The 26,490-nt window shown below is 62.6% G+C and carries 24 protein-coding genes; 6 read left to right on the forward strand and 18 right to left on the reverse strand.

Translation table 11 applies throughout. The features are described 5' to 3' along the window. Positions 1–2 precede the first annotated feature (2 nt). The 3 genes from PW789_RS18845 to accC all read right to left on the reverse strand — a co-directional run bounded on the left by PW789_RS18845 (position 3) and on the right by accC (position 2,383). On the reverse strand, positions 3–332 hold the full coding sequence (locus tag PW789_RS18845) for a PadR family transcriptional regulator (protein WP_299379733.1): 330 nt from the start codon (positions 330–332) through the stop codon (positions 3–5). A 69-nt stretch (positions 333–401) separates the two neighbouring features. Then, on the reverse strand, positions 402–896 hold the full coding sequence (locus PW789_RS18850; RefSeq protein ID WP_299379736.1) for an acetyl-CoA carboxylase biotin carboxyl carrier protein subunit: 495 nt from the start codon (positions 894–896) through the stop codon (positions 402–404). Continuing rightward, a complete protein-coding gene (gene accC / locus PW789_RS18855) occupies positions 893–2,383 on the reverse strand; it encodes an acetyl-CoA carboxylase biotin carboxylase subunit (RefSeq protein WP_299379739.1) in 1,491 nt (496 codons plus the stop codon). The genes PW789_RS18850 and accC overlap by 4 nt, the downstream gene beginning before the upstream one ends. 85 nt (positions 2,384–2,468) lie before the next feature. Here accC and PW789_RS18860 point away from each other — a divergent pair, with 85 nt between their 5' ends. Beyond that, a complete protein-coding gene (locus tag PW789_RS18860; protein ID WP_299379742.1) occupies positions 2,469–3,278 on the forward strand; it encodes a glucose 1-dehydrogenase in 810 nt (269 codons plus the stop codon). A gap of 85 nt (positions 3,279–3,363) precedes the next feature. Here the strand turns inward: PW789_RS18860 and PW789_RS18865 are convergent, their stop codons facing one another. The 8 genes from PW789_RS18865 to yajC all read right to left on the reverse strand — a co-directional run bounded on the left by PW789_RS18865 (position 3,364) and on the right by yajC (position 10,393). Continuing rightward, positions 3,364–4,185 carry a tetratricopeptide repeat protein gene (locus PW789_RS18865; RefSeq protein WP_299379745.1) on the reverse strand — a complete coding sequence of 274 codons (822 nt, stop codon included), beginning with the start codon at positions 4,183–4,185 and terminating at the stop codon, positions 3,364–3,366. Positions 4,186–4,478: 293 nt separating this feature from the next. Continuing rightward, positions 4,479–4,913 carry a biopolymer transporter ExbD gene (locus tag PW789_RS18870; protein WP_299379748.1) on the reverse strand — a complete coding sequence of 145 codons (435 nt, stop codon included), beginning with the start codon at positions 4,911–4,913 and terminating at the stop codon, positions 4,479–4,481. A 48-nt stretch (positions 4,914–4,961) separates the two neighbouring features. After that, positions 4,962–5,405: a biopolymer transporter ExbD gene (locus PW789_RS18875; protein ID WP_299379751.1), complete on the reverse strand. Its 444-nt coding sequence runs from the start codon at positions 5,403–5,405 to the stop codon at positions 4,962–4,964. Positions 5,406–5,566: 161 nt separating this feature from the next. Beyond that, positions 5,567–6,310, reverse strand: coding sequence for a MotA/TolQ/ExbB proton channel family protein (locus PW789_RS18880; protein ID WP_299379754.1), 744 nt, complete (start codon positions 6,308–6,310; stop codon positions 5,567–5,569). A gap of 154 nt (positions 6,311–6,464) precedes the next feature. Further along, positions 6,465–7,199 (reverse strand): energy transducer TonB, encoded by a 735-nt coding sequence (locus PW789_RS18885; protein ID WP_299379757.1) that lies wholly within the window; start codon positions 7,197–7,199, stop codon positions 6,465–6,467. A gap of 157 nt (positions 7,200–7,356) precedes the next feature. Beyond that, positions 7,357–8,304 (reverse strand): protein translocase subunit SecF, encoded by a 948-nt coding sequence (gene secF, locus PW789_RS18890; RefSeq protein WP_299379760.1) that lies wholly within the window; start codon positions 8,302–8,304, stop codon positions 7,357–7,359. Positions 8,305–8,358: 54 nt separating this feature from the next. Continuing rightward, positions 8,359–9,966 carry a protein translocase subunit SecD gene (secD, locus tag PW789_RS18895; protein WP_299379763.1) on the reverse strand — a complete coding sequence of 536 codons (1,608 nt, stop codon included), beginning with the start codon at positions 9,964–9,966 and terminating at the stop codon, positions 8,359–8,361. Positions 9,967–10,078: 112 nt separating this feature from the next. Beyond that, positions 10,079–10,393 carry a preprotein translocase subunit YajC gene (gene yajC / locus PW789_RS18900; RefSeq protein ID WP_299379767.1) on the reverse strand — a complete coding sequence of 105 codons (315 nt, stop codon included), beginning with the start codon at positions 10,391–10,393 and terminating at the stop codon, positions 10,079–10,081. Positions 10,394–10,663: 270 nt separating this feature from the next. On the opposite strand from yajC, the gene PW789_RS18905 reads away from it, so the two are divergent. From PW789_RS18905 to PW789_RS18915, 3 genes are read left to right on the forward strand one after another with little or no spacing between them, the layout of a single operon-like run. Continuing rightward, a complete protein-coding gene (locus PW789_RS18905; RefSeq protein WP_299379770.1) occupies positions 10,664–11,434 on the forward strand; it encodes a hypothetical protein in 771 nt (256 codons plus the stop codon). Positions 11,435–11,483: 49 nt separating this feature from the next. Next, positions 11,484–12,248, forward strand: a complete 765-nt coding sequence (locus PW789_RS18910; protein ID WP_299379773.1) for a 2'-5' RNA ligase family protein — start codon at positions 11,484–11,486, stop codon at positions 12,246–12,248. Between the two features lie 51 nt (positions 12,249–12,299). Further along, positions 12,300–12,695 (forward strand): DUF202 domain-containing protein, encoded by a 396-nt coding sequence (locus tag PW789_RS18915; protein ID WP_299379777.1) that lies wholly within the window; start codon positions 12,300–12,302, stop codon positions 12,693–12,695. An 18-nt stretch (positions 12,696–12,713) separates the two neighbouring features. On the opposite strand, the gene PW789_RS18920 is transcribed toward PW789_RS18915, so the two are convergent. From PW789_RS18920 to PW789_RS18930, 3 genes are all read right to left on the reverse strand, one after another. Continuing rightward, positions 12,714–13,109, reverse strand: a complete 396-nt coding sequence (locus tag PW789_RS18920; protein WP_299379780.1) for a DUF3037 domain-containing protein — start codon at positions 13,107–13,109, stop codon at positions 12,714–12,716. Further along, on the reverse strand, positions 13,087–13,872 hold the full coding sequence (locus tag PW789_RS18925; RefSeq protein ID WP_299379783.1) for a HipA family kinase: 786 nt from the start codon (positions 13,870–13,872) through the stop codon (positions 13,087–13,089). Before PW789_RS18925 ends, PW789_RS18920 begins: the two co-directional genes overlap by 23 nt. A 711-nt stretch (positions 13,873–14,583) precedes the next feature. Further along, complete coding sequence (locus tag PW789_RS18930; protein WP_299379786.1) at positions 14,584–16,665, reverse strand: M3 family metallopeptidase; 2,082 nt, start codon at positions 16,663–16,665, stop codon at positions 14,584–14,586. A 133-nt stretch (positions 16,666–16,798) separates the two neighbouring features. Here PW789_RS18930 and PW789_RS18935 point away from each other — a divergent pair, with 133 nt between their 5' ends. Together PW789_RS18935 and PW789_RS18940 are read left to right on the forward strand one after the other, a co-directional pair. Then, the gene (locus tag PW789_RS18935) at positions 16,799–17,305 is read left to right on the forward strand and encodes a heme-degrading domain-containing protein (RefSeq protein WP_299379789.1); all 507 of its coding nucleotides are present in this window, start codon (positions 16,799–16,801) and stop codon (positions 17,303–17,305) included. Positions 17,306–17,578: 273 nt separating this feature from the next. After that, positions 17,579–19,033: a M20/M25/M40 family metallo-hydrolase gene (locus tag PW789_RS18940; RefSeq protein WP_299379792.1), complete on the forward strand. Its 1,455-nt coding sequence runs from the start codon at positions 17,579–17,581 to the stop codon at positions 19,031–19,033. A gap of 454 nt (positions 19,034–19,487) precedes the next feature. Here the strand turns inward: PW789_RS18940 and PW789_RS18945 are convergent, their stop codons facing one another. The 4 genes from PW789_RS18945 to PW789_RS18960 form a co-directional block, all read right to left on the reverse strand. Then, positions 19,488–21,566 (reverse strand): heparinase II/III family protein, encoded by a 2,079-nt coding sequence (locus tag PW789_RS18945; RefSeq protein WP_299379795.1) that lies wholly within the window; start codon positions 21,564–21,566, stop codon positions 19,488–19,490. Positions 21,567–21,829: 263 nt separating this feature from the next. Continuing rightward, positions 21,830–22,975, reverse strand: a complete 1,146-nt coding sequence (gene tgt / locus PW789_RS18950) for a tRNA guanosine(34) transglycosylase Tgt (RefSeq protein ID WP_299379798.1) — start codon at positions 22,973–22,975, stop codon at positions 21,830–21,832. 101 nt (positions 22,976–23,076) lie between these two features. Further along, complete coding sequence (locus PW789_RS18955) at positions 23,077–23,448, reverse strand: hypothetical protein (RefSeq protein ID WP_299379801.1); 372 nt, start codon at positions 23,446–23,448, stop codon at positions 23,077–23,079. Continuing rightward, positions 23,420–26,401 (reverse strand): TonB-dependent receptor, encoded by a 2,982-nt coding sequence (locus PW789_RS18960; RefSeq protein ID WP_299379805.1) that lies wholly within the window; start codon positions 26,399–26,401, stop codon positions 23,420–23,422. Before PW789_RS18960 ends, PW789_RS18955 begins: the two co-directional genes overlap by 29 nt. Positions 26,402–26,490 lie beyond the last annotated feature (89 nt).

A 26,490-nucleotide genomic window follows, 5' to 3' on the forward strand; every position in this document is an offset into this window, starting at 1 on the left:
CTTCAGGCCTCCTTGAGGACGAGGGCGACGGCGACGGAGAGGCGCTCCCAGTTTTCGAGCTCAGCGGCGAGCTGCTTCTCACCCTTCTTTGTGAGCGAGTAGAACTTCGCCTTGCGATTATTTTCGGAGTCGCCCCATTCCGCCTTGATCCAGCCCTTATATTCGAGACGGTGCAACGCGGGGTAGAGCGAGCCCTGCCCTACCTGCAACACCTCGCGGGAGACCTGCTGGATGCGCTGCGCGATGCCCCAGCCGTGCGCCTCGCCGGAGGAGAGCGTGCGCAGAACGAGCAGATCGAGAGTTCCCTGTAATAGATCGGATGATGGCGGCATGCGTCGGCGACTCCCCTTGATGATCGACAAGAGTGCATGCTTTTCCTGTCGATTGTCAAGGGGAGAGTTTTATTCGATGACGACGAGGATATGTCCGGTACCGACGGCGTCTTCTGCTGCCACGGCGATACGGGAGATGCGGCCTGCCCTGGGGGCCTTCAGCTCGTTCTGCATCTTCATGGCCTCGATGACGATGACGCCCTGATGCTCTTCGACCTGCTCGCCTTCAGCGACGAGGATGCGCACGACGCGACCTGGCATGGGAGCCTTGACCGCGCGAGGGCCGGAGGCGGCGTCTGCCTGGCTGCTTCTTCCGCGCAGGGAGCGGGGATCGTCAATGGTGAAGGGATAGGTTCGCTGGCCAATGCGCAGGGTTTCGCCGTCGAGCGTGCAGAGATACTGGCAGCCGCTGACGAGGAGCGAGAGGACGCCGGGCGCGATGAGCTTCGCGTCCGCGAGAATATTGTTGCCGTCGACGAGGCACTCATGCTCGCCGCCTACAGAAAGTTCAGCGGGCAGCTCTACACGATGCTTCGCTCCGGCGATCTCAACCCAGACGGTCATGCGCGCAGCCCTTCTCGCCGTGCCGTGGAGGTCCAGCGGGTGGCAGGTGTCGCCGCAGGCACCGATGCAGTGACGCTTGCGCTGGAGAGGATGGCAGCGGCTAAGGCGACGATCTCCGGCGGCGGGGACACTGACTCTGATGCCTGCTGCTGAACGAGCAGGCGCTCGAGGTAGCCGGTGTCGATGGCGGCGGTGCGGAAGCCTTCGTCGAGCAGGATGCGGCGGAAGAGTGCGATGTTGGTGCGGATACCGCCGATGGTGTATTCGTCCAGGGCGCGCAGCATGCGGTCGATGGCGGCCGCGCGTGTGGGGGCGTAGGCGACCAGCTTGGCCAGCATGGGGTCGTAGTCGAGCGGCACGGTGAAGCCGGCGTAGACGCCGGAGTCGAGGCGGATGCCGGGGCCGGATGGCTCCAGGAGTCGCGTGATGAGGCCGGGCGAGGGGAAGAAGTTGTTGTCGGGATCTTCAGCGTAGATACGGCACTCGATGGCGTGGCCGCGCAGGGCGACGTCGCTCTGCGTAAGGCCGAGGGGCTGGCCCATCGCGACGCTCATCTGCAGATGGACGAGGTCGAGGCCGGTGACCATCTCGGTGACGGGATGCTCGACCTGGAGACGCGTATTCATCTCGAGGAAGTAGAAGTTGCGCTGCGCGTCGACGAGGAACTCGACGGTGCCCGCGTTGACGTATCCGGCGGAGAGCGCGAGGCGCACAGCGGCCTCGCCCATGCGACGGCGCAGATCCTCATCGACGATGGCTGAGGGCGCCTCCTCGATAACCTTCTGGTGGCGGCGCTGCACGGAGCACTCGCGCTCGCCCAGGTAGATGCAGTTGCCGTGCTGGTCGGCGATGATCTGGATCTCGATGTGACGCGGCTGTTCGATGAGCTTTTCGAGGTAGACCTCGCTGGAGCCGAAGCTGCGCTCGGCCTCGCTGGAGGCAGCAGCGAAGGCTGAAGGGAGGTCGGTGGCAGAGGTGACGGCGCGCATGCCCTTGCCTCCGCCGCCTGCCGCGGCCTTGAGCATGACGGGATAGCCGATCTCCTCTGCGACGTGAAGCGCCTCCTCAACGGAGGCGAGGCCGGTGACGGTTCCGGGGACGCGGGGCATCTGCGCCTTGTCGGCGGCCTGACGGGCCAGCGTCTTTGAACCGAGAGCGCGCATCGCGGAGCCGGGAGGCCCAATAAAGTTGAGCTCCGCAGCGAGGCAGGCGTCTGCGAAGGCGGCGTTCTCGGAGAGGAACCCATAGCCTGGGTGAATCGCATCGGCCTCAAGGATGCGTGCGGCAGCGATGATGCGATCGCCGCGAAGGTAGCTCTCTGCGGCAGGCGCGGGGCCGAGGCGGACGGCCTCGTCGGCAGCAAGGACGTGCGGCGCCATGCGATCGACGTCGGAGTAGACGGCCACAGTGGCGAGGCCCATCTCGCGGCAGGCACGGATGATACGCAGAGCGATCTCGCCGCGATTGGCGATCAGAACTTTTTTCATAACCGACGCAATCTTACCGGCCCGGTCGCCGCGCAGCAATACGGCCGCTGCTGGTATGCAGGGTCGACGGTGAAACAATGATGGGATGAAACGACTGCTGAACAAGGTCGCCTTGATTACCGGAGCGGCTGCCGGGATCGGCGAAGGCATTGCACGGGCGTTTGTGGCCGAGGGCGCCAGGGTATGGCTGACGGACGTGGATGACGAGCGCGGTGTGCGGCTGGCTGCGTCGCTGGGCGACAGCGCGAGCTACCTGCACCTCGATGTGCGTCAGGAGGCGGAGTGGGCTGCGGTGACGGAGCAGATCCTCGCACAGCATGGGCGGCTCGACATTGTGGTGAACAACGCAGGCATCACCGGCTTCGAAGGCAACGCGGCCTCGCACGACCCGGAGCATACGGCACTGGCGGATTGGCACGCCGTCATGGCGGTGAATCTGGATGGAACCTTCCTGGGCTGCAAGTATGCCCTGCGGGCGATGCGGACGCAGACCGCGGGGTCGATCATCAACCTGTCCTCGCGCTCAGGACTGGTAGGTATTCCCGGAGCGGCTGCGTACGCTGCGAGCAAGGCAGCCATCCGCAATCACACGAAGACCGTTGCCCTGTATGCGGCACAACAGGGCTGGACGGTGCGCTGCAACTCGATTCATCCGGCGGCGATCCTGACGCCGATGTGGGAGGCGATGCTGGGCAGCGGCGAAGACCGCGAGGCGAGGATGAAGGAGATGGTGAAGGACACCCCGCTGCATCGCTTCGGTACGGTGGAGGAGGTGGCCGCGGTCGCTGTCCTTCTGGCCTCGGACGAGGCGAGCTTTATGACCGGCAGCGAGTTCAATATCGACGGTGGACTGCTGGCCGGATCGGCGGCTTCGCCGGGTCGGGCGGAAGACTGAGACCTGCGCTACATCGTAGCGACAAAAAGAAGGGCCTCCCTTGCGGGAGGCCCTTTGTACTGCGCGATACGGAGGAGATCCGCGGCTACTGCATGGTTACGCCGCCAGAGTTCTTCTCTTCCTTCTTCTTCTCGTTTTCCTTGCGGGCGCCCATCGACTTCTGGACCCAATCGTCAGCCTTGGCGAGATCGTCCTTACGGGCGTTATCGTCAGTGCACTCGAGATCGGCCTTGCGGCGCCAGGTGAGGTTCAGGTACGACATCGCATCGTCATAGTTGGGGTTGATCTCGACGGCCTTGTTGAGGAACTCGAGGCCTTCGCTGATCAGCGGACCATTCTGCTCCTGCAGCTTCTGGCAGGCAGCCTTACTCTTCTTCACGTTGCCGTTGCCGTCATCGGTGACGCCCTCGGCGGCGAGGATGGTGCGGGCATTCTGATAGGCCTGCATCCAGTCGACGACACCGACAGTGTAGTAGGCCTCAGAGTCCTTGGGATCGAGCGAGATGACCTTCTTCTGATAGTCCTTCGCCTCGGAGAGCTTCTTGGTGTTGAAGTAGATCGACGCGATCTGCTTCAACGCCGCGAGATCGTTCGGATCCTTGGCAAGAATCCCCTGGAAGCCATCGAGCGCCTTCTGCGCGATCTTCATGTTCTCTGGCGTGTCGAGATTCGGAACCACCTGGTAGGAGTACGACGTCGCAAGGTACAGCTTGGCCGTCTCATAGTCCGGGTCCAGCTTAATGGCGGTCTCGAAGTGATCGACCGCTTCCTCGTAGCGTGCGTTCTTGAATGCCTGCACGCCCTTGGTGAGCTGGTCACGCGCCTTCAGGCGGCTGCATCCGGTGACAGAACCAAGCATAAGCGCCAGCAGAGCTGCCGTAACCGGAATCCGTGCGGTCAATTTCATGGGACGTGATATCTCCTTCAAATGGGCGCGTATCTACAGACGGGAATAATAAAACAATAAAGCCAGAATGTGGGCTTTCGGGTTGATTGTAACGGTATACAACCCCTGTTCGCCAGAGCAGAACAGCAAATGCTCTTCAGAAATTATGAACCGCACAGAAAATTCATTGGATCGTCTTTGTATACGTCATGCCAAACCCATGCGTATCAAGAGGACCTTCCCCTGTGCAGCAAAGTAATCGGGCGGCCGTTGATAGCCGACCGCCCGAGATGACATGTTGCAACGAACACCGACTACTGGCCGGCTTCGACGCGGGGTGTGATCAGGCCGATATTGTCGACGCCGGCCTGGTGGCCATAGTCGATGACTTCAGCAACCTTGCTGAAGTCAAGATCCTTGTCGCCCTTGACGAACATGACCTTCTCCGAACGTGCAGCGAAGATCTCAGCCAGCTTCGGCTCGAGGTCCTGCTTGTTGAAGGCGTTGTCGTTGATCTTGTACGAGGGCGCGCCAGCGCCGTTCGACAGGACCTGAACCACGATCGTCCGATCGTTCGGCGTATCCTGCGTCTTGTTCTTCGGAGGCTGGGGGACCAGCGTATCCAAGCCCTTCGGGGTGACCGGCACGATGACCATGAAGATGATCAGCAATACCAGCAAAACGTCGATCAGCGGCGTCACGTTGATCTCAGAGACCGCTCCGCCTGTTCCTCCACCGCCCATTCCCATAGCTAATTCTCCTCAATCCCTGTACGACTCCGCCTTGTCGGCGAGTCTTTACTTCTTCACTGGTGGTTCTTCGGTCTCGCGCTTCTCGGTCAGAAGGCCGAGCTGGCTGACGCCGGCGGCGCGAACGCCGTCGACCGCATCCATCACCTTGCCGTAGTTGGCCCGGGCATCGGCGCGCAGGAAGACCTCTTTGTTGGTCTTGTTCTCAAGCTTCGATGCGATCTTCGGACCCAGGTCATCGAGCGTCACCTGGTCGCCACCCAGAAAGGTCCTGCCATCGCGGGTCACGGCAACCGTTACCGCATCTTCCTTGTTAGCGTCTTCCATGACGACTGCCGAATCCGTCTTCGGAAGATCGACGTTCACCTTGTTGTTCAGCATCGGGGTAATAACCATAAAGATAATCAGCAGCACCAGCATGACGTCCACCATCGGCGTCACGTTGATGTTGGAGTTTACCTTTTTACCCTCGTTCCTATTTGCCATTGCCATGTGTCTTTACTCCATCCAGCGTATCGGTCTTGAGGCGATCCGCCCTCTCAGGTCCGATTCCTTCGGTCCCGGATGCCAGCTGACTGGCACCCGGGACGTTCAGGCTGTCATTCCCGCGAATGCGTTTCTGATAAGACACCCGGAGGTTGCCGGGGTGGATCTTACCGGTGGCTCTGCTTGATGAAGTAGTCCAGCAGCTCGGAGGAGCTGTTGTCCATCTCGACGTCGAACGACTCAACCTTGTTGGTGAAGTAGTTGAAGGTCATAACGGCCGGGATGGCGACGAGCAGACCGAAGGCGGTCGTTACGAGAGCCTCAGAGATACCGCCGGCGACTGCGCCGATACCGGAGGTCTTCTGGGTAGCGATCTGCTGGAAGGCGTTGAGAATACCGACCACGGTACCGAAGAGGCCGATGAACGGAGCCGTCGAACCGATGGTGGCGAGACCGCCCAGGCCGCGCTTCAGCTTGGCGTGAACGATGGCCTCGGAACGCTCAAGGGCGCGCTTGGAGCTTTCGATCTGAGCTTCGGTGATGGCGCCACCGGAACCGAAGCTGCGGAACTCCTGCAGACCAGCGGTAACAACCTCAGCAAGGTGCGACTTCTTGGAGCGGTCGGCAACCTTGATCGCCTCGTCCAGACGGCCGTCCTTCAGAGCGCCGGCAACCTTGGGAGCGAACTCACGCGACTGCTTGCGGGCAGCCGAGAAGTAGAGCGCGCGATCGATGATCACGGCCAGCGACCAGATCGACATAATGAACAGGATGATGACGACGGCGCGGGCCAGATTGCCCATGTTGCCCCAGAGCTGGAGAGGGCTGAAGCCGACCTGGCCGCCCTCCTGGAAGAAGAGAGCCAGCGTTGCGGGAACATGAGCGGTTGATGCGAGGTGAGCGAGAATCACAGAATTTCCTCCTGATTAGGAACTCTAAACTTACGAATGTCTTAGCCGATACTCCCCGAAAGCGTCACGCTCGCGGGTCATGGATTCATGCGCAGGGTTCGGTCTGGGGTCGCACCATCTTCCCCTAGGAAAGATGGTGGAACCTCGGATCGAGTTAGCTGCCGAAGTTGAAGTTGACCGTGATCGTCGTCTCCACCTCAGTGGGGTCGCCGTTCAGGACGTAGGGCTTGTATCTCCAGTTGCGCACCGCGTCAAGGGCGCTGGCGCGAAGCATTTCAGGACCGCTGATCACCGACAGCTGCTCGATGGTGCCCTGCTTGTTGATGACGGCGTGCAGGACGACGGCACCCGAGACGTGCGCTGCACGGGCGATCGGCGGATAGACCGGGTGTGGCTGCGAGATCGCGTTACCAGCGACGACACCGCTCGATACGCGAACCGGCCCCTTGGGCTTTTCAACGGCCTTGACGACCGGAGCGGGAGCATTGCCCATGCCGCCCATGACACCACCGGGGACGCCAGAACCGGAGCCCATGCCCGACATACCGGCTACGCCGGCTACCTGCGGCGGAGGTGCGGCATCTTCCTTCAACATCTTGATGTCCTTGGGGATCTTGGTCGGGGCATGGAGGCCCTGATCGATCTCAGACACCATCTTGATCGGCTTAACAATCTGCGCCGGGGGTGGAGGTGGCGGTGGGGGTGGCGGCGGAGGCGGGGCCGAAAGCATGGCAGTCATCGCCGTCTTTGGCAGCGCCTCGGGATAAAGCAGCGGGATCAGGATCATCGTCCCCAGGATGGCACCGTTAAAAACAAAGGTGCCGATCATCCAGTACTTGGACTTGGTCTTGAGCTTGCCGCCGGACTCCATCAACGAATCTTCAAACATATCCAGCCTCGGTAAAGAAGAGCTATTTTGAGTTAGACACCGCGACTTTTTACTTTGTTCCCGGTTTGGAGTCTGTTCCCTAAAAAGATTTCCACCGAATGTGGAAAAGGCGCCCCCGACTGTGGGAGCGCCTCTCTAACCTTTTGCAGCTTAAGGACTACGCGCGAGCCTTGCGGCTGGCAGGCAGCTGCGCCGACTTGCCGTTCTTCGAGCGCCACTCCTGATAAGCCACCAGCATGGGGGCGGCGACGGCGATCGACGAGTAGGTGCCGATGAGGATGCCGACGACCAGGGCGAAGGAGAAGCCGTGGAGCACCTCGCCGCCGAACAGGTACAGGCAAAGGACGGTGAGGAAGGTCAGGCCGGAGCTGAGCACGGTTCGGCTCAGAGTCTGGTTGATGGACCTGTTGACCACCTGGGCCAACGTCTCGCGGCGGCTGGTGACCAGATTCTCGCGGATACGGTCGAAGACGACGATGGTGTCGTTCATCGAATAGCCGATGAGTGTCAGCAGCGCGGCGATCACGGTGAGGGTGATCTCCTTGTTGGCCAGGCTGAAGGCTCCAATGGTGATCAGCGTGTCGTGGAAGACGGCGACCACGGCAGCCAGACCATAGATCAACTCGAAGCGGAACCAGAGGAAGATCAGCATACCGAGCAGCGAGTAGAGGGTCGCGAGCACGGCCTGGTTACGCAGCTGCTTTCCGGCGGTCGGCCCAACAGTGTAGGAGTCTTCGATCTTGAAGGAAGAGTCCTTGTAGTTGTTGGTGAGCGCATTGATCACCGCCTGGCGGGGCGCGTCGTTGCCGGCGTCGGTATGGGTCTCAGGCAGGGTGACGACGACCTGATTGCCGGCGCCCGTGAGGCGCTGAATGGTGAAGTCCTTGACCCCGGAGGAGTCCATGGCCGAGCGGAGATGGTCTTCATTGGGCGTCGAGGGGAAGGAGACCTTCACCTGGGTGCCGCCCTTGAAGTCCACGCCGAGCGGAATGTGATTGATGAACAGCAGGCTGATGAGGCCCGCGATTGAAAAGATCAGCGAAAAGCCGAGGAAGTACCACTTCTTCCCCAGCCAGTCGATGTTGGTATTCCGAAATAGTTCCACGATCCCAATCCTCAGGCGGCGGCCCTTCTGGCCACCGCGCTCTCTAAAATTCCACTAAATCGACAGAGCGGCTCCGCGCTCCTTGCCCTTCAGGTGCGAGTCGAAGATGACGCGCGAGACGTAGACGGCCGTAAACAGGTTGGCCAGAAGACCGAAGGCCAGCGTGACGGCGAAGCCGCGGACCGGTCCGGTTCCGAAGACGAACAGGATCAGTGCCGAGACGATGGTGGTCACGTGGGTGTCCATGATGGTGATCCAGGCGTGCGCGAAGCCCTCCTGCACGGCCATGGCGGCGCTCTTGCCGTTGCGCAGTTCTTCGCGGATACGCTCGAAGATCAGCACGTTGGAGTCGACGCCCATACCGATGGTCAGAATGACGCCCGCAATTCCGGGCAAGGTCAGCACCGATCCGGTAAAGCCCATGAAGCCAAGCAGGATGACCAGGTTGAGGATCAGCGCGAGGATAGCGTTGATGCCCGATCCCTTGTAATAGATGAGCAGAAAGACCATGACGGCGATCATGCCGGCAAGGGCGGCGACAATGCCCTGGTGAATGGAGGCGGCACCGAGCGAGGGTCCGACGGTGTGGGTCTCGATGAAGGAGATCGACGCGGGCAGAGCGCCGGTGCGAAGCATCAGCGAGAGGTCGGCTGCCTGCTCCTTGGTGAAGGCTCCGGTGATCTCGCCGCGATCGCGGATGGCGGACTGGATGCCTGCGACCTCGCGGACCTTGTTATCCAGCACGATGGCCATGGAGCCGGGGGTGGCGCCGGTGGCCGAGTGCTCGGAGGTGTACTTGTAGAAACGGTCGCCGGCCTCGGTGGTCAGCGTGAAGGTAATGTTGGGGCGGCCGTTCTGGTCGGTCGAGGGCTGAGCATCGCGGAAGTCGACGCCCTCAACCTCGCTGGCGCGCTTGAGGAGCCAGAACTGCTCGGGGGCATTGGCCTGCGATGCGCCCTTCAGCAGGATGGAGTCGGCCGGAATTATGCCGCCGTTGGCCTGCATGGCGGCCTGCTCGTTCTCGAAGGGGCCGCCGGTGACGGCGTGGATCTCGAGCTTGGCGGTGGACTGGATGATCTCCTCGACGCGGGCCGGGTTATCGAGGCCGGGCAGCTCAACGAGGATCTGATTTTCGCCGAGGCCGTACTTCTGGATAACGGGCTCGCTGACGCCGAGCTTGTCGACGCGCTCGCGGATGGTCTCGATGGAGGTCTCGACCGTACGGTCGGACATGTCACGCGCAGCTTGCTGCTTCATGGTCAGCGTGGTGCTGCCGTCGGCATTGGTGGTGGCGTCGTAGCTGCTGTAATTGACGTTGCCGAAGACGGTGCGCGCATCGCCGACCTTATCGATCGGAATGCCGGTGACGACGATCGTGGTCGGCCTGGAGGCGTCGGAGCGGGCTGCGCCAGCGCCAGCGATACCGGCAGACTGCAGATCGCTGGCCAGGCGTACGGCGTCGCGATCGACCGCAGAGGCGACTGCTTCCTCAACGTGAACCTGCAGCACCAGGTGAACACCGCCCTTAAGATCAAGGCCGAGATGGATGCGGTTGGTGATGGCCTGCTTGAAACCACCCTTGGGGATGCCTACGATGCCGTAGACAAAGACCAGCAGCACACCGATGATGAACGCCGTTTTAGCGGCCAGATTCTTTCCCATGATCTCTTTTCACAAGGTCCGGCAAGCCTTGTTGCTGCCGCCGCGATCCCTGATCGTCCTCAAATTCCTTGAATATCGTTCTGGATATCTTTTCTGTGGAGCTTTACTGCTCCTATGCCGGCGCCTGGTCTTCGGTGGTGACGGCTGCGATGGCGCTCTTGACGAACTCGAGCTTCACGCCGTCGGGCTGCACGCGAAGGATAACGGAGTCGTCCTTGACGGTGAGCACGGTGCCGCGAATGCCGCCGTTGGTGGTGACGCGGTCGCCCGACTTGATCTGCCCCAGCATCTCCTGCCACTTTTTCTGCTTCCGCTGGTTGGGGAGGATCATCAGAACGTACAGCACGATAAAGAACAATACCGGCAGAGCCAGCCCGCCCAGACTACCCAGGCCGCCGGACGCACTCTGCAACCAAATCGCAAACATCAATGCTTCATCCCCTTGGTGACAGGCCATAAGTGCCCCGGCAAAGCGCGAAGAGGCGCGACTCCGCTTGAGGGCCCAAAGATGTGCCTAGCCTCTAAGCATCGCTGTTGGCGCAGGACAATGTCAAGAAAATGCCGGTTTGTCGTACCTCCCCTCCGCGGAATTCCGGCTTTCGGCCCGGCGATGTGGTTTCAGATCGTCACGGGAAGAGCCTCCGTGCGGAAGCGATCTTCCTCCGGCAGCCGGAACTGCTGTGTTTAGAATGCGTTTATGCAAACCAGAACCGTCGTGCCCTCGCTGCGCTTTGGGCTGATCCTTGTGGCACAGCTGTGGCTGGCGCACGCCATGGGATACCTTGTCCACGAGTATGCGCATACGGTGGTGGCGTGGGTACTGGGACATAAGGCGAACCCCCTGGCCCTGGACTACGGGCATCTGGACGCGGTCAACCTGCTGATTCAGGCCGAGATTGACGAGAACGTCGACTATGCTCCGATCTTTGCCGCAGGCAAGGGAGCGCACGCCGCGCTGATTGCCGTGGCCGGAGTGCTGTTCGGCAACGGCCTCTGCTACCTTCTGTCGCGGCGGCTGTATGGCCGGTTTCTGGCGCAGGGAAGACGCTGGCTGACGTTGTTTTTCTTTCTTTTGTGCCTGATGAACGTCGGCAACTTTATCGCCTATGTTCCCTGCCGAACCTTTACGACGCATGCGGACATGGCGACGGTGGCAAAAGGACTGAACATCTCACCGTGGTGGATCGCGATGGTGATGGGCTTGCCGTTCTGCGTGGCGGTGTGGCACTTTCTGGCGAAGATTACACCGGAGGCGGTTCGCTTCATCGCGCCGGAGAGCCAGCGCACGCAGATCGGGCTGGCGCTGCTGGCAGTCTTCATGATCTTCCGCTTCTACGGCAGCTCGGGGATTCGCAACTACGGCGAGGCGTCGCACTGGATCTCGTTCGCCTTCATGAATGTGCTGGCGCCGCTGTCGCTGCTGCTGTGCTGGCCACGGCAACAGGGGATCGATGCCGCGCCGCGGTAGCCTTCTGCGGAGTGTCGCTCTCTATACTTCTGAGGTGAACGTACCTGAGGTGAACGCGCCCCGATCGCTGCCGCTCTTAGATTCCACCTTCCGCCCTGCAAAACGGAGTGGAGTCAGCCTGCTCTTCGCACTGCTTGCTGCCCTGCTTCTCAGCACACCGGCAAAAGCTCAGACGGCGGCGCAGGGGCCGCTGGTCGCGGTTGATGTGCTGCTGGAGGTCGACGCCAACATCGCAGCCAGGGCAAAGGAGACGAATACGCGCCTGCGTACCGCGTATCCGCAGGGCTATGGTCTGGATGCCGCGCACACGCCGCACATCACTCTGGTGCAGCGGTTCGTTCCCGCGTCGCGGATGGACGAGGCCAGGGGCGCCGTTGCGCGGGTCTTCGCTGAGCAGAACCTCGCCGCAATGAAGCTGGATGTTACGGGATACATCGTCGGCGGCTGGAGCGGCACGGCCATCGTGCTCTACAAGGTGGAGCTGACTCCGGAGCTGCGGCGGCTGGAGAGCGCCATCGACCGCGCCATACAGCCTTATGCCGCGAGTGGCGGCACAGCGGAGGCTTTCGTCCGCCCACCAGGCGGCAGCATCAGTGCGCAGACCGTGCAGTGGGTGGAGGAGTTTATCCCGGCGCACTCGGGCGAGCACTATGAGCCGCACATTACGCTGGGGCTGACGACGCCGGAGTTCGCCGCGAAGCTGAAGGCCGAGCCGTTCCAGCCGATCGCCTTTCGCCCAGCGAGCCTGAGCATGTATCAGCTGGGCGATGTGGGTACAGCGCAGAAGAAGCTTGCGGGATGGGCGATACGGTAGCGCGAGCGACGAAGGATTCTTGCGCCCTTTTCCGCGAACTATAATCCGCGCATGTCCAGTCCCACGGAAGAACCGTCAGCCGCAGAGCGCGATCCGCGCATCTACTTCGCCGCAGAGCGCACGCAGCTGGCGTGGACGCGCACCGGTGTGGCGCTGATGGGCTTCGGCTTTGCGATTGCACGCTTCGGGCTGTACCTGCGGCAGCTGCAGGCGGTCTCCGGTGCACCGGCGGTGGCGCGGCTGGGGTCTGCGTTTACGGGCGCGACGCTGATGGCGATCGGGGTGCTGAGCATCGTGCTCTCGACGGCGCACTATGCGATCAGGGTGCGGCAGCTGCGCGAGGGAAGCTGGGTGCCGGGAAGGCTGTCAAAGCCTGCGGTGGCACTGGCGGTAGTGCTGGTGGCACTTGGCGTGTACATGGTGACGCAGCTGGCGAAGATCTCGTAGAAGAACTACCAGAGAAAGCTACTCGGGCTGACAGAGCAGGCGCTGCGAAAGTCCGTCGATGACGTCGTGCGGAGCGCCCTCGCACAGGCCGGTATGCACCGGCGAGACCTGGATGATGGTGGAGCGCGGCGAGACGAGCCAGTGGAAACGCTCGCGCTGCGAGAGGCGCGCGATGGGTCCGGCAGCGGGATCGCCAGCGGCGACGCGAGGGATGGCTTCGAGATGTCGGCGCACCAGGGCGAGATCGATTGCGGGCCAGAGCGCCTTCAGGCGTGGCTCGTCGACGATGACGCGGGCTTCGAGGAACTTGTGTTCGAGGCAGAAGACGATGACGCCTGCATTGATGAACTCGCCGCGCTCGACGCGGGGCACGACGCGGACGACGGCGTAATCAAACGAGCTGGTGACGGGCATCGGCGGCCTCCTTGACGAAGATGGCGGAGGCGGCGAGACGGCGGGTGAAGAAGTCGAGGTAAACGGCGCGCTTTTCGGCGGCGCTGATGCCGTCGTTATCGCGCGTGAGCCACTGGCCGGGGACGGCTTCGAGGATTTCGGCCAGCTTGTCCGCCGTGATGAGCCTGCGCGCCGTCGCATCGGCCTCTTCGAGCTGCGTGGCCCATGGCAGAAGGACGTGATTCTTCGATTCGCGGAAGGGCGATTCGGCGCGCTGCGGCATCGACTCCCAGTCGTGATGCACGTAGATGGCGGCGCCGTGGTCGATGAAGTAGAGCTCCCTGTGCCAGACGAGCAGGTTGGCGTTGCGCGGGGTTCGGTCGACGTTCATGACAAAAGCGTCGAACCAGACGGCGAGCGAAGCGGTCTTCGCGTCGGCCTTGTCGCCGGCGGCGTGGTCGAACATGGTGGAGCCGGGGAGGTAGTCGAGCGCGAGGTTGAGGCCGATGCTGGCCTTGAGCAGCTCGCGGATCTCCTGATCGGGCTCGTTGCGGCCGAGGGCAGCGTCGACCTCGACGAAGACCAGCTCGGGGACGTTGAGGCCGAGGGCACGGCCGATCTCACCGGCGACGAGTTCAGCGACGAGCGCCAGGGGGCCTTGTCCGGCGCCGCGAAACTTGACGACGTACATGCCGAAGTCGTCGGCTGCGACGATGGCGGGCAGGCTGCCGCCCTCGCGGAGAGCGGTGACGTACTGCGTGGCTCGGATGGTGCGGAGTTGCATCGGGTCTTAGTGTAGTGGAGAGGTGGGACCCCCTCCCCCCCATTTTCCTGCAAAATCTTCCAACGACAGGAGTTAAGTCTGGACTTCGAGCGCACGTTGGTGGCCAGACGTTTTCTCTGCTGCTTTCCTTAATCTGCTGCTTTCCTTAGTTCGCTGCTTTTCTTATTCTTCTGCTGCTTTCTTAATTGTAGTGAAGTGAGTGGGGTGTTTGGCCACTTGTGGCTTGTGGTGGAAGTGGCCTGGTTTGTGGTGGTTAGGCTGGGATGGCGGGTTTTGATAGCTTGACAGGATTAAAGCGGTTCGAGCTTCGCTCGAATGCCCACTCATGTCGCGATGAAACTGCGCCATGAATGGGGCACCCGCATTGGTGGCTGGTTTGTTTGATGTGGGGCGCCAGCACCCGTCCAAACGCAGGTCCCTCCACTGCGGCGCTTTGCGCCTTCGGTCGGGATGACACTTTGTTGGGAAGGTGTGGAGGCTGGCTGCGTGTAGTGAGGGTGGCTGCGCGTGGTGTTGTGCAGCCGCAGGCAAAATGCGGGGGTTCCTCGCTGCGCTCGGAATGACACCCTTTTTCGAGACACGTTTTACAGAGGGCGAGTGATGGTCTTCAGGTGCTTGTAAGCGGTTCACGGGCGTGGAGGCCCGTGAACCCTGGCTGATTTTGCGGAGTACAAAAACTACTTCGTCGACTACTACAAACTGCTTTGTCGATTACTTCGCTGCCTTCATCCCTTTTGTCTCGAACTGTTCGTTCATCCAGGTCTTGAGGGCGTCGAGGCTTTCGGGACGGCCTAAGAAGTCGTGGACGAGCTGGGCGGCGGGTTTGGTGGCTCCGGGTTCGAGGACGGTTTTGCGGTAGCGCATGGCGGCGGGGCCTCCGAGGAGGTTGGTCTTGTCGAACTGCGCGAAGAAGTCGACCGCGATCACCTTGTCGAGCATGTAGGTGTAGTAGTTGGACGAGTAGCCGGTGAGGTGGGTGAAGCTCGTGTAGAAGTGGTCGCCGTCGAGGAAGGTGAGGGGCGAGAAGTGTTCGTAGTCTTCGCGCCAGAGCTTGTCGAAGTCGATGGAAGCGGGCGGCTGGTTATGCACCTGGAAGGAGTAGGTGGAGTAGAGGAGCTGGGCCTGCACCCAGCGTCCGCGGCCGAAGGCGTCGGCGGCGTTCATCTTGTCGACGAGGGTGCGGGGGATGACGGCTCCGGTCTTGTAGTCCTTGCCGAAGGCGGCGAGGATGTCGTAGTCGCGGAACATCTCTTCGAGCATCTGCGAGGGGGCTTCGACGAAGTCGCCTTCGACGTTGAAGCCGCCGGCGTTGGACCACTGTCCCTGGCCGCCGAGGATGTGGTGCATGAGGTGGCCGAACTCGTGGAAGAAGGTGACGACTTCGCCGTACTCCATGAGGCCGGGATCGCCTGCGGTGCCGCCGGAGAAGTTGCATATGAGCGCGCCCTCGGGCAGCTGCTTGCCCTTGATGCCGGGGACGACGGGCGCGGCGGAGAACCACTTGTCCTTGCCCTCGCGCGGATGCATGTCGAGGTAGATGCGACCGAGCTTGTGGTGATCGCTGCCTGCGGCGTCGTAGACGTCATAGACGGAGACGGAGGCATCCCACGGCTTTGCGTCGGTGACGGTCTTGAACTCGACGTGGAAGAGCTTCGAAGCGGTGGCGAGGATGCCCTCCTGCACCTGCGTGTAGGGGAAGTAGGGACGGGCGGACTGGGCGTCGAAGTCGTACCTGGCGCGGCGGTACTGTTCGGCCCAGAAGCGGCCGTCGGCGGCGGAGATGGACTTGAGCCCGGGCTCCTGCGACTGCGCGAAGGCGAAGAGGTCGGCGTACTCCTTGTCGGCGATGGGGCGTGAGGCCTGCGAGACCTCGTCGAGGAAGGAGCGCAGTTTGGTGGCCGAGCCCATCATCTGGTCGGCGGTGGCGAGGTCGGCCCAGGTCTTGTAACCGAGGATGGTCGCCAGCTCCTGCCGCGCCTCGAGGATATTGCGCAGCACCTCGGTGTTCTTGGGATACGCGCGGGTGTTGTAGGCGATGAACATGCGCTTGCGGAGGTCGGCGCTCTTGGCGAAGTTGGACACCGGCGTCATGTCGGGCGAGTCGGTGGTGAGGGTGTAGGTGCCGTCGGCGTTGGGCTTGTGGCGGGCGATGTAGTCGTCGGGCAGGCCGTCGAGCTCAGCTTTGGTGGCGGTGATCTCCTTCTTACCGTCGGCGACGTTGCGGCCAAAGACGAGCGACTGCTGGGTGATGCGGTCCTGCAGCTCGCGGAGCTTCTTGCGGGTGGCATCGTCCTTGTCGACACCGGCGAGACGGTACTCCAGCAGGGTGCGTTCGACGTAGTGCTTCGTCGCTGCGTCCACGCCGGTGAGCGGCACGGCGGCCAGCGCCTTGTAGACCTTCTGGTTCAGATTCAGATCGGTGGAGATGGAGGAGATCTTCGCGACCAGCGCCTGGCCCTTGTCGCGCAGCGGAGCGGCGTCGCCGACGGAGTACATCAGGTAGCTCTCGTTGCCTGCGATGGAGAGCTGATTGAGCGCCTCGTCGTAGGGGCGGACGGTGTTCTCGACGGTGTGCGCGCCGGAGACGGCGGTGACCTTGTCGATCTCGGCCTGCGCGGCGGCGAGGCGGGCGTTGACCCAGCTCTCGAGCGAGGCGGGATCGGCGCCCGCGGTCCATGCGTGCAGCGGGTCCTGCGCCGAGAGCGTTTGTGCGGAGAGCGGAGCGGTCGCGGTAACAGCCATCATGCAACCCATGATGACAGCTTTCGCCAGTACGTTGCGATCCTTGGCCAAGGGGAGGTCCTCCTATGTAAGCTCAATATCTTTGCGGGGCGCTGTAAACAATTGTAGAAATGCAGCGTCGCCGGGGCGAGATCCGCCTGTCACATCGTATAGGCTTTTCTTGAAGAAACGAGGTTCAACGAGCATGAGCATTCCCCCGCAGGACGACCTGGCCCGCGTTATTCACCAAGAGGCCGAGCTGCGCCTGACGCACTTTGACAACAACGACGCCTGGAGGCTGGGCACGCTGGTGCGCGAGCTGGCGGTGGAGCGCGGCCACACGATGGTGATCGATATTCGCCGCTTCGGCCATCCGTCGCAGCAGCTCTTCTTCTGCGCGCTGCCGGGCACGACGCCGGACAATGCACGCTGGGTGCAGCGCAAGTCGAATGTGGTGGCGCGCTTTCATCGCAGCAGCTACCAGCTGGGGCTGTTCCTGGCGAAGAGCAACATCGGCTTCGCGGAGAAGTACTCTCTGCCGGACGAAGACTATGCGTGCCATGGCGGGAGCTTTCCGATTCATGTCGCGGGAACGGGGATTGTAGGCGCACTGACGGTGTCGGGCCTGCCGCAGCGGCAGGATCACAACCTGTGCGTGGAGGCGCTGTGCCTGACGCTGGGCCGCGATCCGGAAGAGTTGAAGCTGCCGTAAGCGAGGATTCTGCTTCGCGTGGCTGGGTAGAGGTGGCGGTGGAGAAGCGGGTCTCTCCACTGCGGCTTCGCCTTCGGTCGAGATGACAAAATTTTGGAGCGCTTGTACCGAGCTTTGGCCGGGATGACGATGGATTGCGGGAGTGCTTCCATGGCGTCGAGGTGAGACGCGGAGTAGCGACGCTGGTGGGCGCTACCCACGTCGCCGAAGTGAACCGTTCGGGCCCTGTCTCACTCCATGAACGTCGCGGCTTCGTTGTGATACCGTCCCTGAATGTACCGCTTTGCGATTGCACTTCTTGCAGCAACCCTCTCTCCCTTCAGCTATGCCCAGATGCCGGTCTCCAGCGAGACGCGCGCCACCGTCAGCCGCATCGTCGGCGATGTGATGGTGAACGGGCAGGCCTATGAGTACGACCGTCAGCTTGCCGATACCGTCGGACCGCGGCTGACCGGCTCCTCCAACTATGTTCATGCCGTGGCGTGGGCGCAGGACCAGTTCAAACAGCTGGGTCTGAGCAACGTTCACACCGAGGCGTGGAAGATGAAGGCGACGTGGGAGCCCGAGACCGCCGCGACCGGGCGCATCATTACGCCGCGCGAGCAGACGCTGCACATCTACTCGATGGGATGGAGCCCTTCGACGCCGGGATCTGGCGTGAAGGGTGATGTGGTTTACCTGCAGCACCTGACGCCGGAGGGCCTGGACGCGCAGAAGGACAAGATCGGCGGCAACGTCGTGCTGCTCGACAACAAGAGCATGGCCGATCTGGAGCTGACACAGCTGCTGCGCTCGCTGGACAAGCTGGGCAGGCTGGGGCCGCGCGCGGTGATGATCGTGGGCGGAGCAAACGGCACGGAGAGCGCCTCGGCGCTGAGCTTCGACGGAAGCATCGCGCCGGTGCCGATTGCGCAGGTGGGCTATGAAGATGTTCAGCTGATGAAGCGCATGCTGGAGCACGGCCCGGTGTCGGTGGAGTTCTCGTTCAAGAACCGCATCCGCAAGGACGTTGAGGTGAACAACGTGGTCGCCGAGATTCCGGGCAGCGAGCTGCCGAACGAGGTGGTGATCGTGGGCGCGCATCTCGACTCGTGGCATCCGGCGACGGGAGCGCAGGACAACGGCACCGGCGTGGCCACGGCTCTCGATGTGGCACGCGCCATCAAGGCCAGCGGCAAGGCTCCGCGCCGCACGGTGCGTTTCGTTCTCTTCGGAGGAGAAGAGCAGGGCCTGATCGGCTCGGTAGCTTACGCCAAGGCGCATGCCGCGGAGATGCCGTCGATCGATTGCGTTCTGATCTCCGATACCGGCGCGCAGCCCGCGAAGGGCTGGTACGTGATGGGCCGCGAGGATGAGACGCCCGCGCTGAGCAATGTCGAGCCGCTGCTGGCGGGACTTGGATCGAACCAGACGACGACCTCGGTGGAGTTTTTGTACGAGACCGATCACATCGGCTTCGACGTGCAGGGTGTGCCGACGCTGGTGCTGTGGAACGACACGGACAAGTACTTCAAGCTGCATCACAAGGCTTCGGACTCGTTCGATTCGGTCAACCAGGCCGACCTGAACCAGGGCGTGGCGACGACGGCTGCGACGGCGTATGCGATCGCAGACTCCGCACAACGCATTGCACCGCACGACACGCCCGCGCAGGTGGAAGAGTTTCTGAAGAAGGCCAACCAGTGGGACGACTACCAGTACTTCAAGTCGACCGGTGTGCTGCCTTAGTCGGGCTGTGGGAGATCTGCTTGGCTGTGGGAGATCTGCTTCGCGCGGCCGGGTGAGATTTGCTGGTTGAGAAGCAGGTCTCTCCACTGCGGCTTCGCCTTCGGTCGAGATGACACTCTTTTGAGGGTTGAGAAGAGGTGGATGGGGTGAGAGTTGTGCTTCGCGTGGCCGGGTGAGGTTGGCGGTAGAGAAGCGGGTCTCTCCACTGCGCGACTTCGTCGCTTCGGTCGAGATGACAAGTTTATGGGGGTTGGTGAAGGAGAAGCAGGCTCCTTCACTCAATGACAAGTCTGTGGGTTTGGTGAAGGAGAAGCAGGTTCCTTCAATCAATGACAAGGTTGTGGGGTGTGGTGAAGCAGATTCCTTCACTCACTGCGTTCGCTATGGAATGACAAGACGAAAAATTTCGGCCGGCTGCTATGAGCCCCGCTTCGGATGAGAGCCAAGAGCCGCTTCAACCGATCTCGAACCTCCAGTCGCCTTCTGCGACCGGAGCGGTCGAGGTCAGCAGCACGCGATAGAGCGCCGGGCCCCAGGAGCGGCGGAGGCTGGCGTCTTCCAGCTCGATCCTCTCGGATTTGAAGGCGAGTGCTTTGGCGTCGAAGCGGATGGCGACGTCTTTTACTCCGGGCTTTGCGGAGTGCAGGGTGACGGCGCCGTTGCTCTCCGATGGCGTGCGCGGCGTCATGAAGGAGAGCGCGATGGAAGTGGGTTTGGCCAGCTTGAACTGCTCGTGCAGGCGCACGGCGTTGGCCTTGCGATCGAGCACGATCTCGCGCATCCAGCGCGTGGCTCCGGCCTCGGGCGGATAGGCGGTGGCGAGGTTCATGGCGATGCGCGCAGCATCGTCGCCGGTGGAGTAGGTGATGTCGCTGGCGGCGTAGGGCCTGCCCTCGTGCTGCATGACGCCGCCGATGGTGGGCAGGTTGTGATATGCCGACTGCATGGTCCAGATGGTGTAGCGCTGCGGGCTGAAGGTCTTCGCGGTGTAAGCCTCGACGCCGGGGTCGATGATGGCGGGCTCGCCGTCGTGAAAGACGATGAAGCTGCCGGAGTCGTTGTGCCCGTGGCTGCGGCCGTTGCTGGCGGCCTGCACGGCGAGATAACAGCCGTCGACGCTTCCCTGTTTGAGGCGCGCCGTCATCAGGTGCAGATGCGGATACCAGGCATCGCGACCGAGCGCATCTTCTTTCTTCGCGGCGCGGATCTTGTTGGTGAAGAGCACGTCGGGCAAGGAGCGGGCGAGGCTGGGCAGGCGACGCGGGCCCAGGACTTCTTCCATAGCCTTCTCGTCGCCGGTGGCACCGAGGCCGTGCTTCGAGGAGTTATACGCGCCGAAGGCCATCAGCGACGGAACGTTTGCGGCGACGCCGTAACGGTAGATCAGCTCTGCGGGAGCGACGTCTTCCATGTGCGCATCGCCGTAGTTGACGTAGGCATTGTCCGCGATGTGAACGTCGGCGATGTACTGGCCCATGCGCTGCATGAAAGGGTTCGTCATCACATCGGCCGCGCCGCTGACGGCGGAGGAGAGGGTGCGGCAGCAGTCGAAGTACGCGCCGGGCGACTTCTGCCAGTAGACGGGGCCTTCCTCGCAGCCGCCATCGGGCGAGTAGTCGTGCAGGTACTGGTCGAGGCTGCGGCAGCTCTTCATGAGCGACTGCATGCGGCGGTCGGCGTCGTCTTCGAGCAGCATGATGGTGACGAGCCAGTTGGAGTTGATCCACGTGTTCCAGTTGTTGAGCGGAACGCGTTTGGGATAGACGACCTTGGCGCCGAAGTCGATCCATTTGTCGGAGTGGACGGGATCGTCCTGCAGGCCCATCCACGAGAAGTCGTTGCGATGGAGCAGAGGATCGAGGATGCGGCGGCGCGTCTCGACGCGGATGCGCTGCGGCACGAGTGGGGAGACTTGTGCGAGCTGATCGGCTAACAGGTAGTGCGTCCAGGAGAGCGAGGCGGAGGTCTCGGCGGCGAAGAGATCGACGATGGGCTCGGTGACGTCGGGCAGGCCGACGCCGGCCTTCTGCGCGCCGAGGTGCGCGGGTACGCCCCAGAAGGTCTCCTCGCAGATGAGCCAGATGCCGTTGGCGATCTCATCGAGGAAGCGGCCTTTGCCTTCTGCGCATTCACCGAGGACGAGATCGACGAGGCGAACGCGGCGGCCGAAGCTGAGCTCCTCAAAGCGGGTGCGGTTGCCGTTGCGCTTGAAGTCGAGGGCGGTGACGGCCTCGAGCTGCGGCCAGGGCTTGCCCACCCATTGCCCGGCGTTCTTCACCATCAGCGCGCGCAGGTCGGCGGGGACCTTGAGCCATGCGTCGCGATCCGTGACCTTCGGATAGGGACTCCACTGGCCGATGGGGACAAGATGGGAGCGCAGCAGCTGTTCGGAAAAAGTGGTTGCGAGGAAATGGTCCGATGGCTTGGTGACGGCAGAGGCCGTGGCCTGCGACTGCGCGATGGAAGCAAGAGGAGAGAGATGGCTGATGCCCGCAAGTGCGGCCGTGCCGCGCAGAAGTTCCCTTCGGTTCATGCGCAACACTATCTCATCTTCGCGGCGCGTGGATCAAAGGCCCGGGGCGCGAGAGATGCCTTTGCGTGGCCGGGCGAGGTTGGCGGCAGAGAAGCGGGTCTCTCCACTGCGGCGCTTTGCGCCTTCGGTCGAGATGACAGTTTTGTTGATAAGTGGCCTGTGCTCGCGAGTCGAGATGACAGCTTGTCGGGTGTAGTGGCGTGGCGGGCGAGAGGGCAGGTTCACGGAGTGCGGCGGTGGGCAGGCTTGTGGGTGTTGATGCGTCAGCCCTGCGCCAGCTCCGCGCGCACGCGATCCATCGTCGCGAGATAGAAGTGCAGATTGTGGATCGAATTCAGCATGAGGCCCAGCGGTTCGCCTGCGACAAAGAGGTGCCGCAGGTAGGCGCGGGTGTAGCGGGCGCAGACCATGCAGCGGCAGGAGGTGTCGATGGGGTCCTGGTCCTCGGCATACTCCTTGCGCTTGATGTTCATGCGCTCGATGGCACCGTCCTCGTTGCGGCGGAAGACGAGGCCGTGGCGGCCGGCGCGGGTGGGCAGGACGCAGTCCATCATGTCGACGCCCATCTTTGCGTACTCCTCGATCTCGTCGGGATAGCCGACGCCCATGACGTAACGCGGCTTGTCTTTGGGCAGCCATTCGAGGGTGCGGGCGATCATCTCGCGGGTGACCTCGCGGGGCTCGCCGACGGCGAGGCCGCCGATGGCATAGCCGGGCAGATCCATCGCGACGAGATGCTCCGCCGATTCTTTGCGCAGGTCGACGTACATGCCGCCCTGCACGATGCCGAAGAGGCTCTGGGTGGCGCCGTTGCGCTCGCCGAACCACGGCACCTTGTGCTGATTGGCTTCGAAGTGATCCTTCGAGCGCTGCGCCCAGGAATGGGTGAGGCCCATCGACTCCTTCGTACGCTCCCAGCTGGCGGGGGTTTCGACGCACTCGTCGAAGACCATGACGATGTCGGCGCCGAGCGCGATCTGCACGTCGATGGAGTGCTCGGGCGAGAAGAAGTGTTTGGAGCCGTCGAGGTGGGAGCGGAACTCGACGCCGTCGGGCGTGACCTTGCGCAGGCTGGAGAGGCTGAAGACCTGGAAGCCGCCGGAGTCGGTGAGCATGGGGCGGTCCCAGCTCATGAACTTGTGCACACCGCCGAGGCGGGCGATGAGCTCGTGGCCGGGGCGCAGGTAGAGGTGATAGGTGTTGGCGAGGATGATCTCGGCGCCGCGCGGCGTGCCGTCGGGCTTCGGGGGTCCGATGTGCTCGAGCACACCCTGTTCGACGGTCTTGACGGAGGCTGCTGTCCCTACCGGCATGAAGACGGGGGTCTGAACGATGCCGTGCGGCAGCGTGAGTGCGCCGCGGCGGCCTCCTGCGGCCGCTGTTGCCTGGATCTCAAACGATAAAGCCATTCCTACGATTGTATCGGCCCGCGCTTGACCGGCTGAACTCGCGCACAAAAGAAGACCGGCCACACGCGTGGCCGGTTGAGGAGGACATCGATGACGGGTCTTTAGAACAACGCCTTCAGTCCAAACTGGATGATGCGCGGATCAAACGTGCTGGTGATGGTTCCACCGGTGAGGCCCGAGGTGGAGGTTCCGATGGAGCCTCCGGGCTGGGTGAAGTTGGTGTGGTTGAAGGCGTTGTAGAGCTCGCCGCGGAACTCGACCTTGAGCGACTCCACGGGTGTGGCGAAACGCTTGTTGATGGCGAGGTTCAGCGTGGTGAAGATGGGGCTGCGGCCGGGATCGCGGGAGATGTTGCCGAAGGGCGAGGTGGCCCCGGCGACGCTGGTGGGGAGCTGGATGGCGGCCAGGTTGATGTACTGCAGCGAGGTGCCGTTGGACTTCGACTTATCGAGCGCGTTGAGCGATTGGCCCACGACACGATTGGGGCGATAGAGGTTCGAACCGCGGTAGCTGGCCGAGATGCCCGAGACCTGGAAGGCGGCCGGACGGCGTGTAGGTGATCTGGTAGGGGAAGCCGCTCATCACCTGGTTGACGGCCGAGACCTGCCACTGGCCGAGCACCTGGTTGACGATGCCGCCGGTGTTGAGCCAGCGGCGGCCGCGGCCGAAGGGCAGCTCGTAGACCAGCGAGGTGGTGTTGACCACCGGCTGGTTGTACTCCGACTGGCTGTAGTCGGCGGCGAGGTTACGGATGTCCTGCGGCGAGGGCGTGTTGGCTTCGAGCGAGGCACCGGCGTTGTCGAGCGCGTGCGACCAGGTGAAGGAGTTCAACAGCGTAAGGCCGGACACCATGCGCTGCTCGTAGCGCACCTGCAGAGCGTCGTAGTGCGAGTAAGCGGAGTGCAGGGCAACCGTGATGTCGCCGTAGGTGGGGTACGGACGGGCGTAGTTGCTGGCCGGGTCCTTCTGATTGAGGTTGGCCAGCTGCAGCAGCTTCAGGCCGTGGTTGCCTACGTAGGCCACGTCGAAGAGGATGTTCTTGGCCAGGCTGCGCTGCACCTCGACGTAATAGTTATGCACGTAGCTGTCGCGGTAGCGGTTGCTGTCGATGTAGGTGACGTTGGCCGTGAGCGGATTGAAGGTCAGCGTGGAGGAGGGAAAGCCCTGGTCCATGCGGACGTAGTTTGCGTTGGAGCCTCCCGCCTGCGGCGCGGTCTGGGAGACCGTTACGAAGAGCGCCTCGGGAGGATTGATGGCGAGGATGTTGCCCGAGCCTGCGCGATCGTAGTGCGAGAAGCTGATGCCGTAGCCGCCGCGGATGACGGTGTTGTCGTCGGCCGAGTACGCAAATCCGAATCGCGGGGCAAAGTCGTCGCGGTCGGGCTTATAGCCGTACTTGTTGCCGGTGGAGCTGACGGGCACCATCGCGCCGGCGGGGTTTGAGGCGGCAAGCGAGGGATCGAAGTTGGATTGGCGGTTCTGCGCCTCCCAATAGGGCGTGGTGTATTCGTAGCGCACGCCCATATTGACGGTGAGCCTGGGCGTCACCTTCCAATCGTCCTGCACGTAGGCGAAGTTGGACCGGTTGCGGAGCTGCGCAACGAAGTAGCTGGAGAGGTTGTACTGGCTGGTGGCTCCCCAGAGGAAGTCGGCGAAGGTGTTGTCGCTGGTGGAGGTCTCGGTGGTCTTGCCGCCGACGTAGTTGCGGCTGAAGCCGCCGGCATAGGTGAAGCCGCCGTAGAGCGGATTGGTATCCTGCACGTCCATCCAGATCTGCTGGTACTCGTAGCCCGCCTTCAGGGAGTGGTTTTTGACCACCCAGGTGTAGTTGACCTTGGGGTTGAGCAGCGAAGGATTCTGGAACTGCGGGTTGGTCGCCAGGCGGCCGAGCGAGTTGAAGCCCGTAATGCCGATGGACGGAATGCCTCCCGCGACGGTGGGATCGGTGGGCAGGCCGGGAAAGGTGAATCCGGGGTCGGTGCCGATCGAGAGGGAGTATTTTCCGGCGCGGGTGCGCGAGAAGCCAAAGCGTACGTCCAGCAGCTGGGTTGGGCTGACGACGCGGGTATAGCCGCCGGCGATCTGCTGGTCCAGGATGCGCTGCTTTCCGTTGGAGCCGCCGTCCAGCGGCAGACCGAAGATGGGGAAGTCGGTCGCATTGGTCTTAAGGTGCGAGGCGCGGACGAAGACGGAGTTCTTCGAATCGATGGTGTAGTCGAGTCGCAGGTCGCCCTTGTCGGTGTAGTTGTTGGAGCGCTGGAAGGTGGTGAAGTTGCTGGTGGTGGCGTTGCTCTGGCCCAGGCCGCCGATCAGGCCGGCCATCGTGCGTGCCGAGGACGAGATGTTGGGCGAGTTCAGAATCGAGGTGCCGGCGGCGTACGGTGTGCCGGTGTAGGGGTCGTAAACCGTCTTCGAGAAGATGCCGTTAGACTGCGCGACGGTGGGCACGGTCGCGGTCGAGACCTGCTTGCGCACCTGGCGGAAGCCCTCGTAGTCGAGGAAGAAGAAGAGATGATCTTTGACGATGGGGCCGTTGATGTTGCCGCCGAACTGGTTGCGGTTGTAGGAGGGCTTCTGGCCTCCCGGCGGGCGGAAGAAGCCGACGGCGTTGAGGTCGGTGTTACGCAGGAACTCGTAGACGCGGCCGTGGAACTTGTTGCCGCCCTGCGCGAAGGCCACGTTGACCACGGCGCCGGAGGCACGGCCGTACTCGGCGGTCTCGTTGTTGGTCACCACCTGGAACTGCGCGATGGAGTCGGGCGCAGGCTGGATGATCTGGTTCGAGAAGCCCTGGTTGGATTCGCCGTAGGCGTTGTTGTCCATGCCGTCGAGCAGAAAGTTATTGAAGATGGAGCGCTGGCCGTTGACGTTGAACGATCCCTCGCGAACCAGGCCGGTGTTGGAGGTGGACGACATGCCGCTGAGGTTCTGGCGGACGCCCGTGGCAAGGCCGATGAGGTCGGAGTAGTTGCGGCTGACGAGCGGAAGCGCCGCGGTCTGGTACTGGGTGACGATCTGGCTGCGCTGGCTGGTCTCGGTCTCAACACTGAGCGAGACGCCGGAGACCTCGACGGTCTCGCTGGTGCCGGAGATGTTGAGCGTGAGGTCGATGCGCTGGCGGGCACCGATCGAGAGCGTGATGTCGGTGGCATGGCTTGCGGCAAAGCCCTGCTTGGTGGCCTCGACGTTGTACTGGCCAACGCGCAGCGCGGGAACTTCGTAGTCGCCGCTGTCGTTGGTCTGGCGCGTGCTGACGATGCCGGTCGCACTATTTGTCACCTTGATGGTGACGCCGGGGAGAACAGCACCCGAGGAATCGTGCACCGTACCGACGATGCTGCCGTTTTCAAACTGGGCAAACGCACGGCCTGAGGAGATCAGAAGGCACACGAGCGCCACTGCAAGCAGGGAGAGCTTTTTACGCATGCATTTGAAAGTAGGCAGATTTTGTATCGACGCGATTACAGAAACGTTACAACGGCATCAATAGAAAACCGTCGCCTGTCGGGGGTGGT

The sequence above is a fragment of the Edaphobacter sp. genome, assembly GCF_028283685.1.
Lineage (GTDB): Bacteria > Acidobacteriota > Terriglobia > Terriglobales > Acidobacteriaceae > Edaphobacter.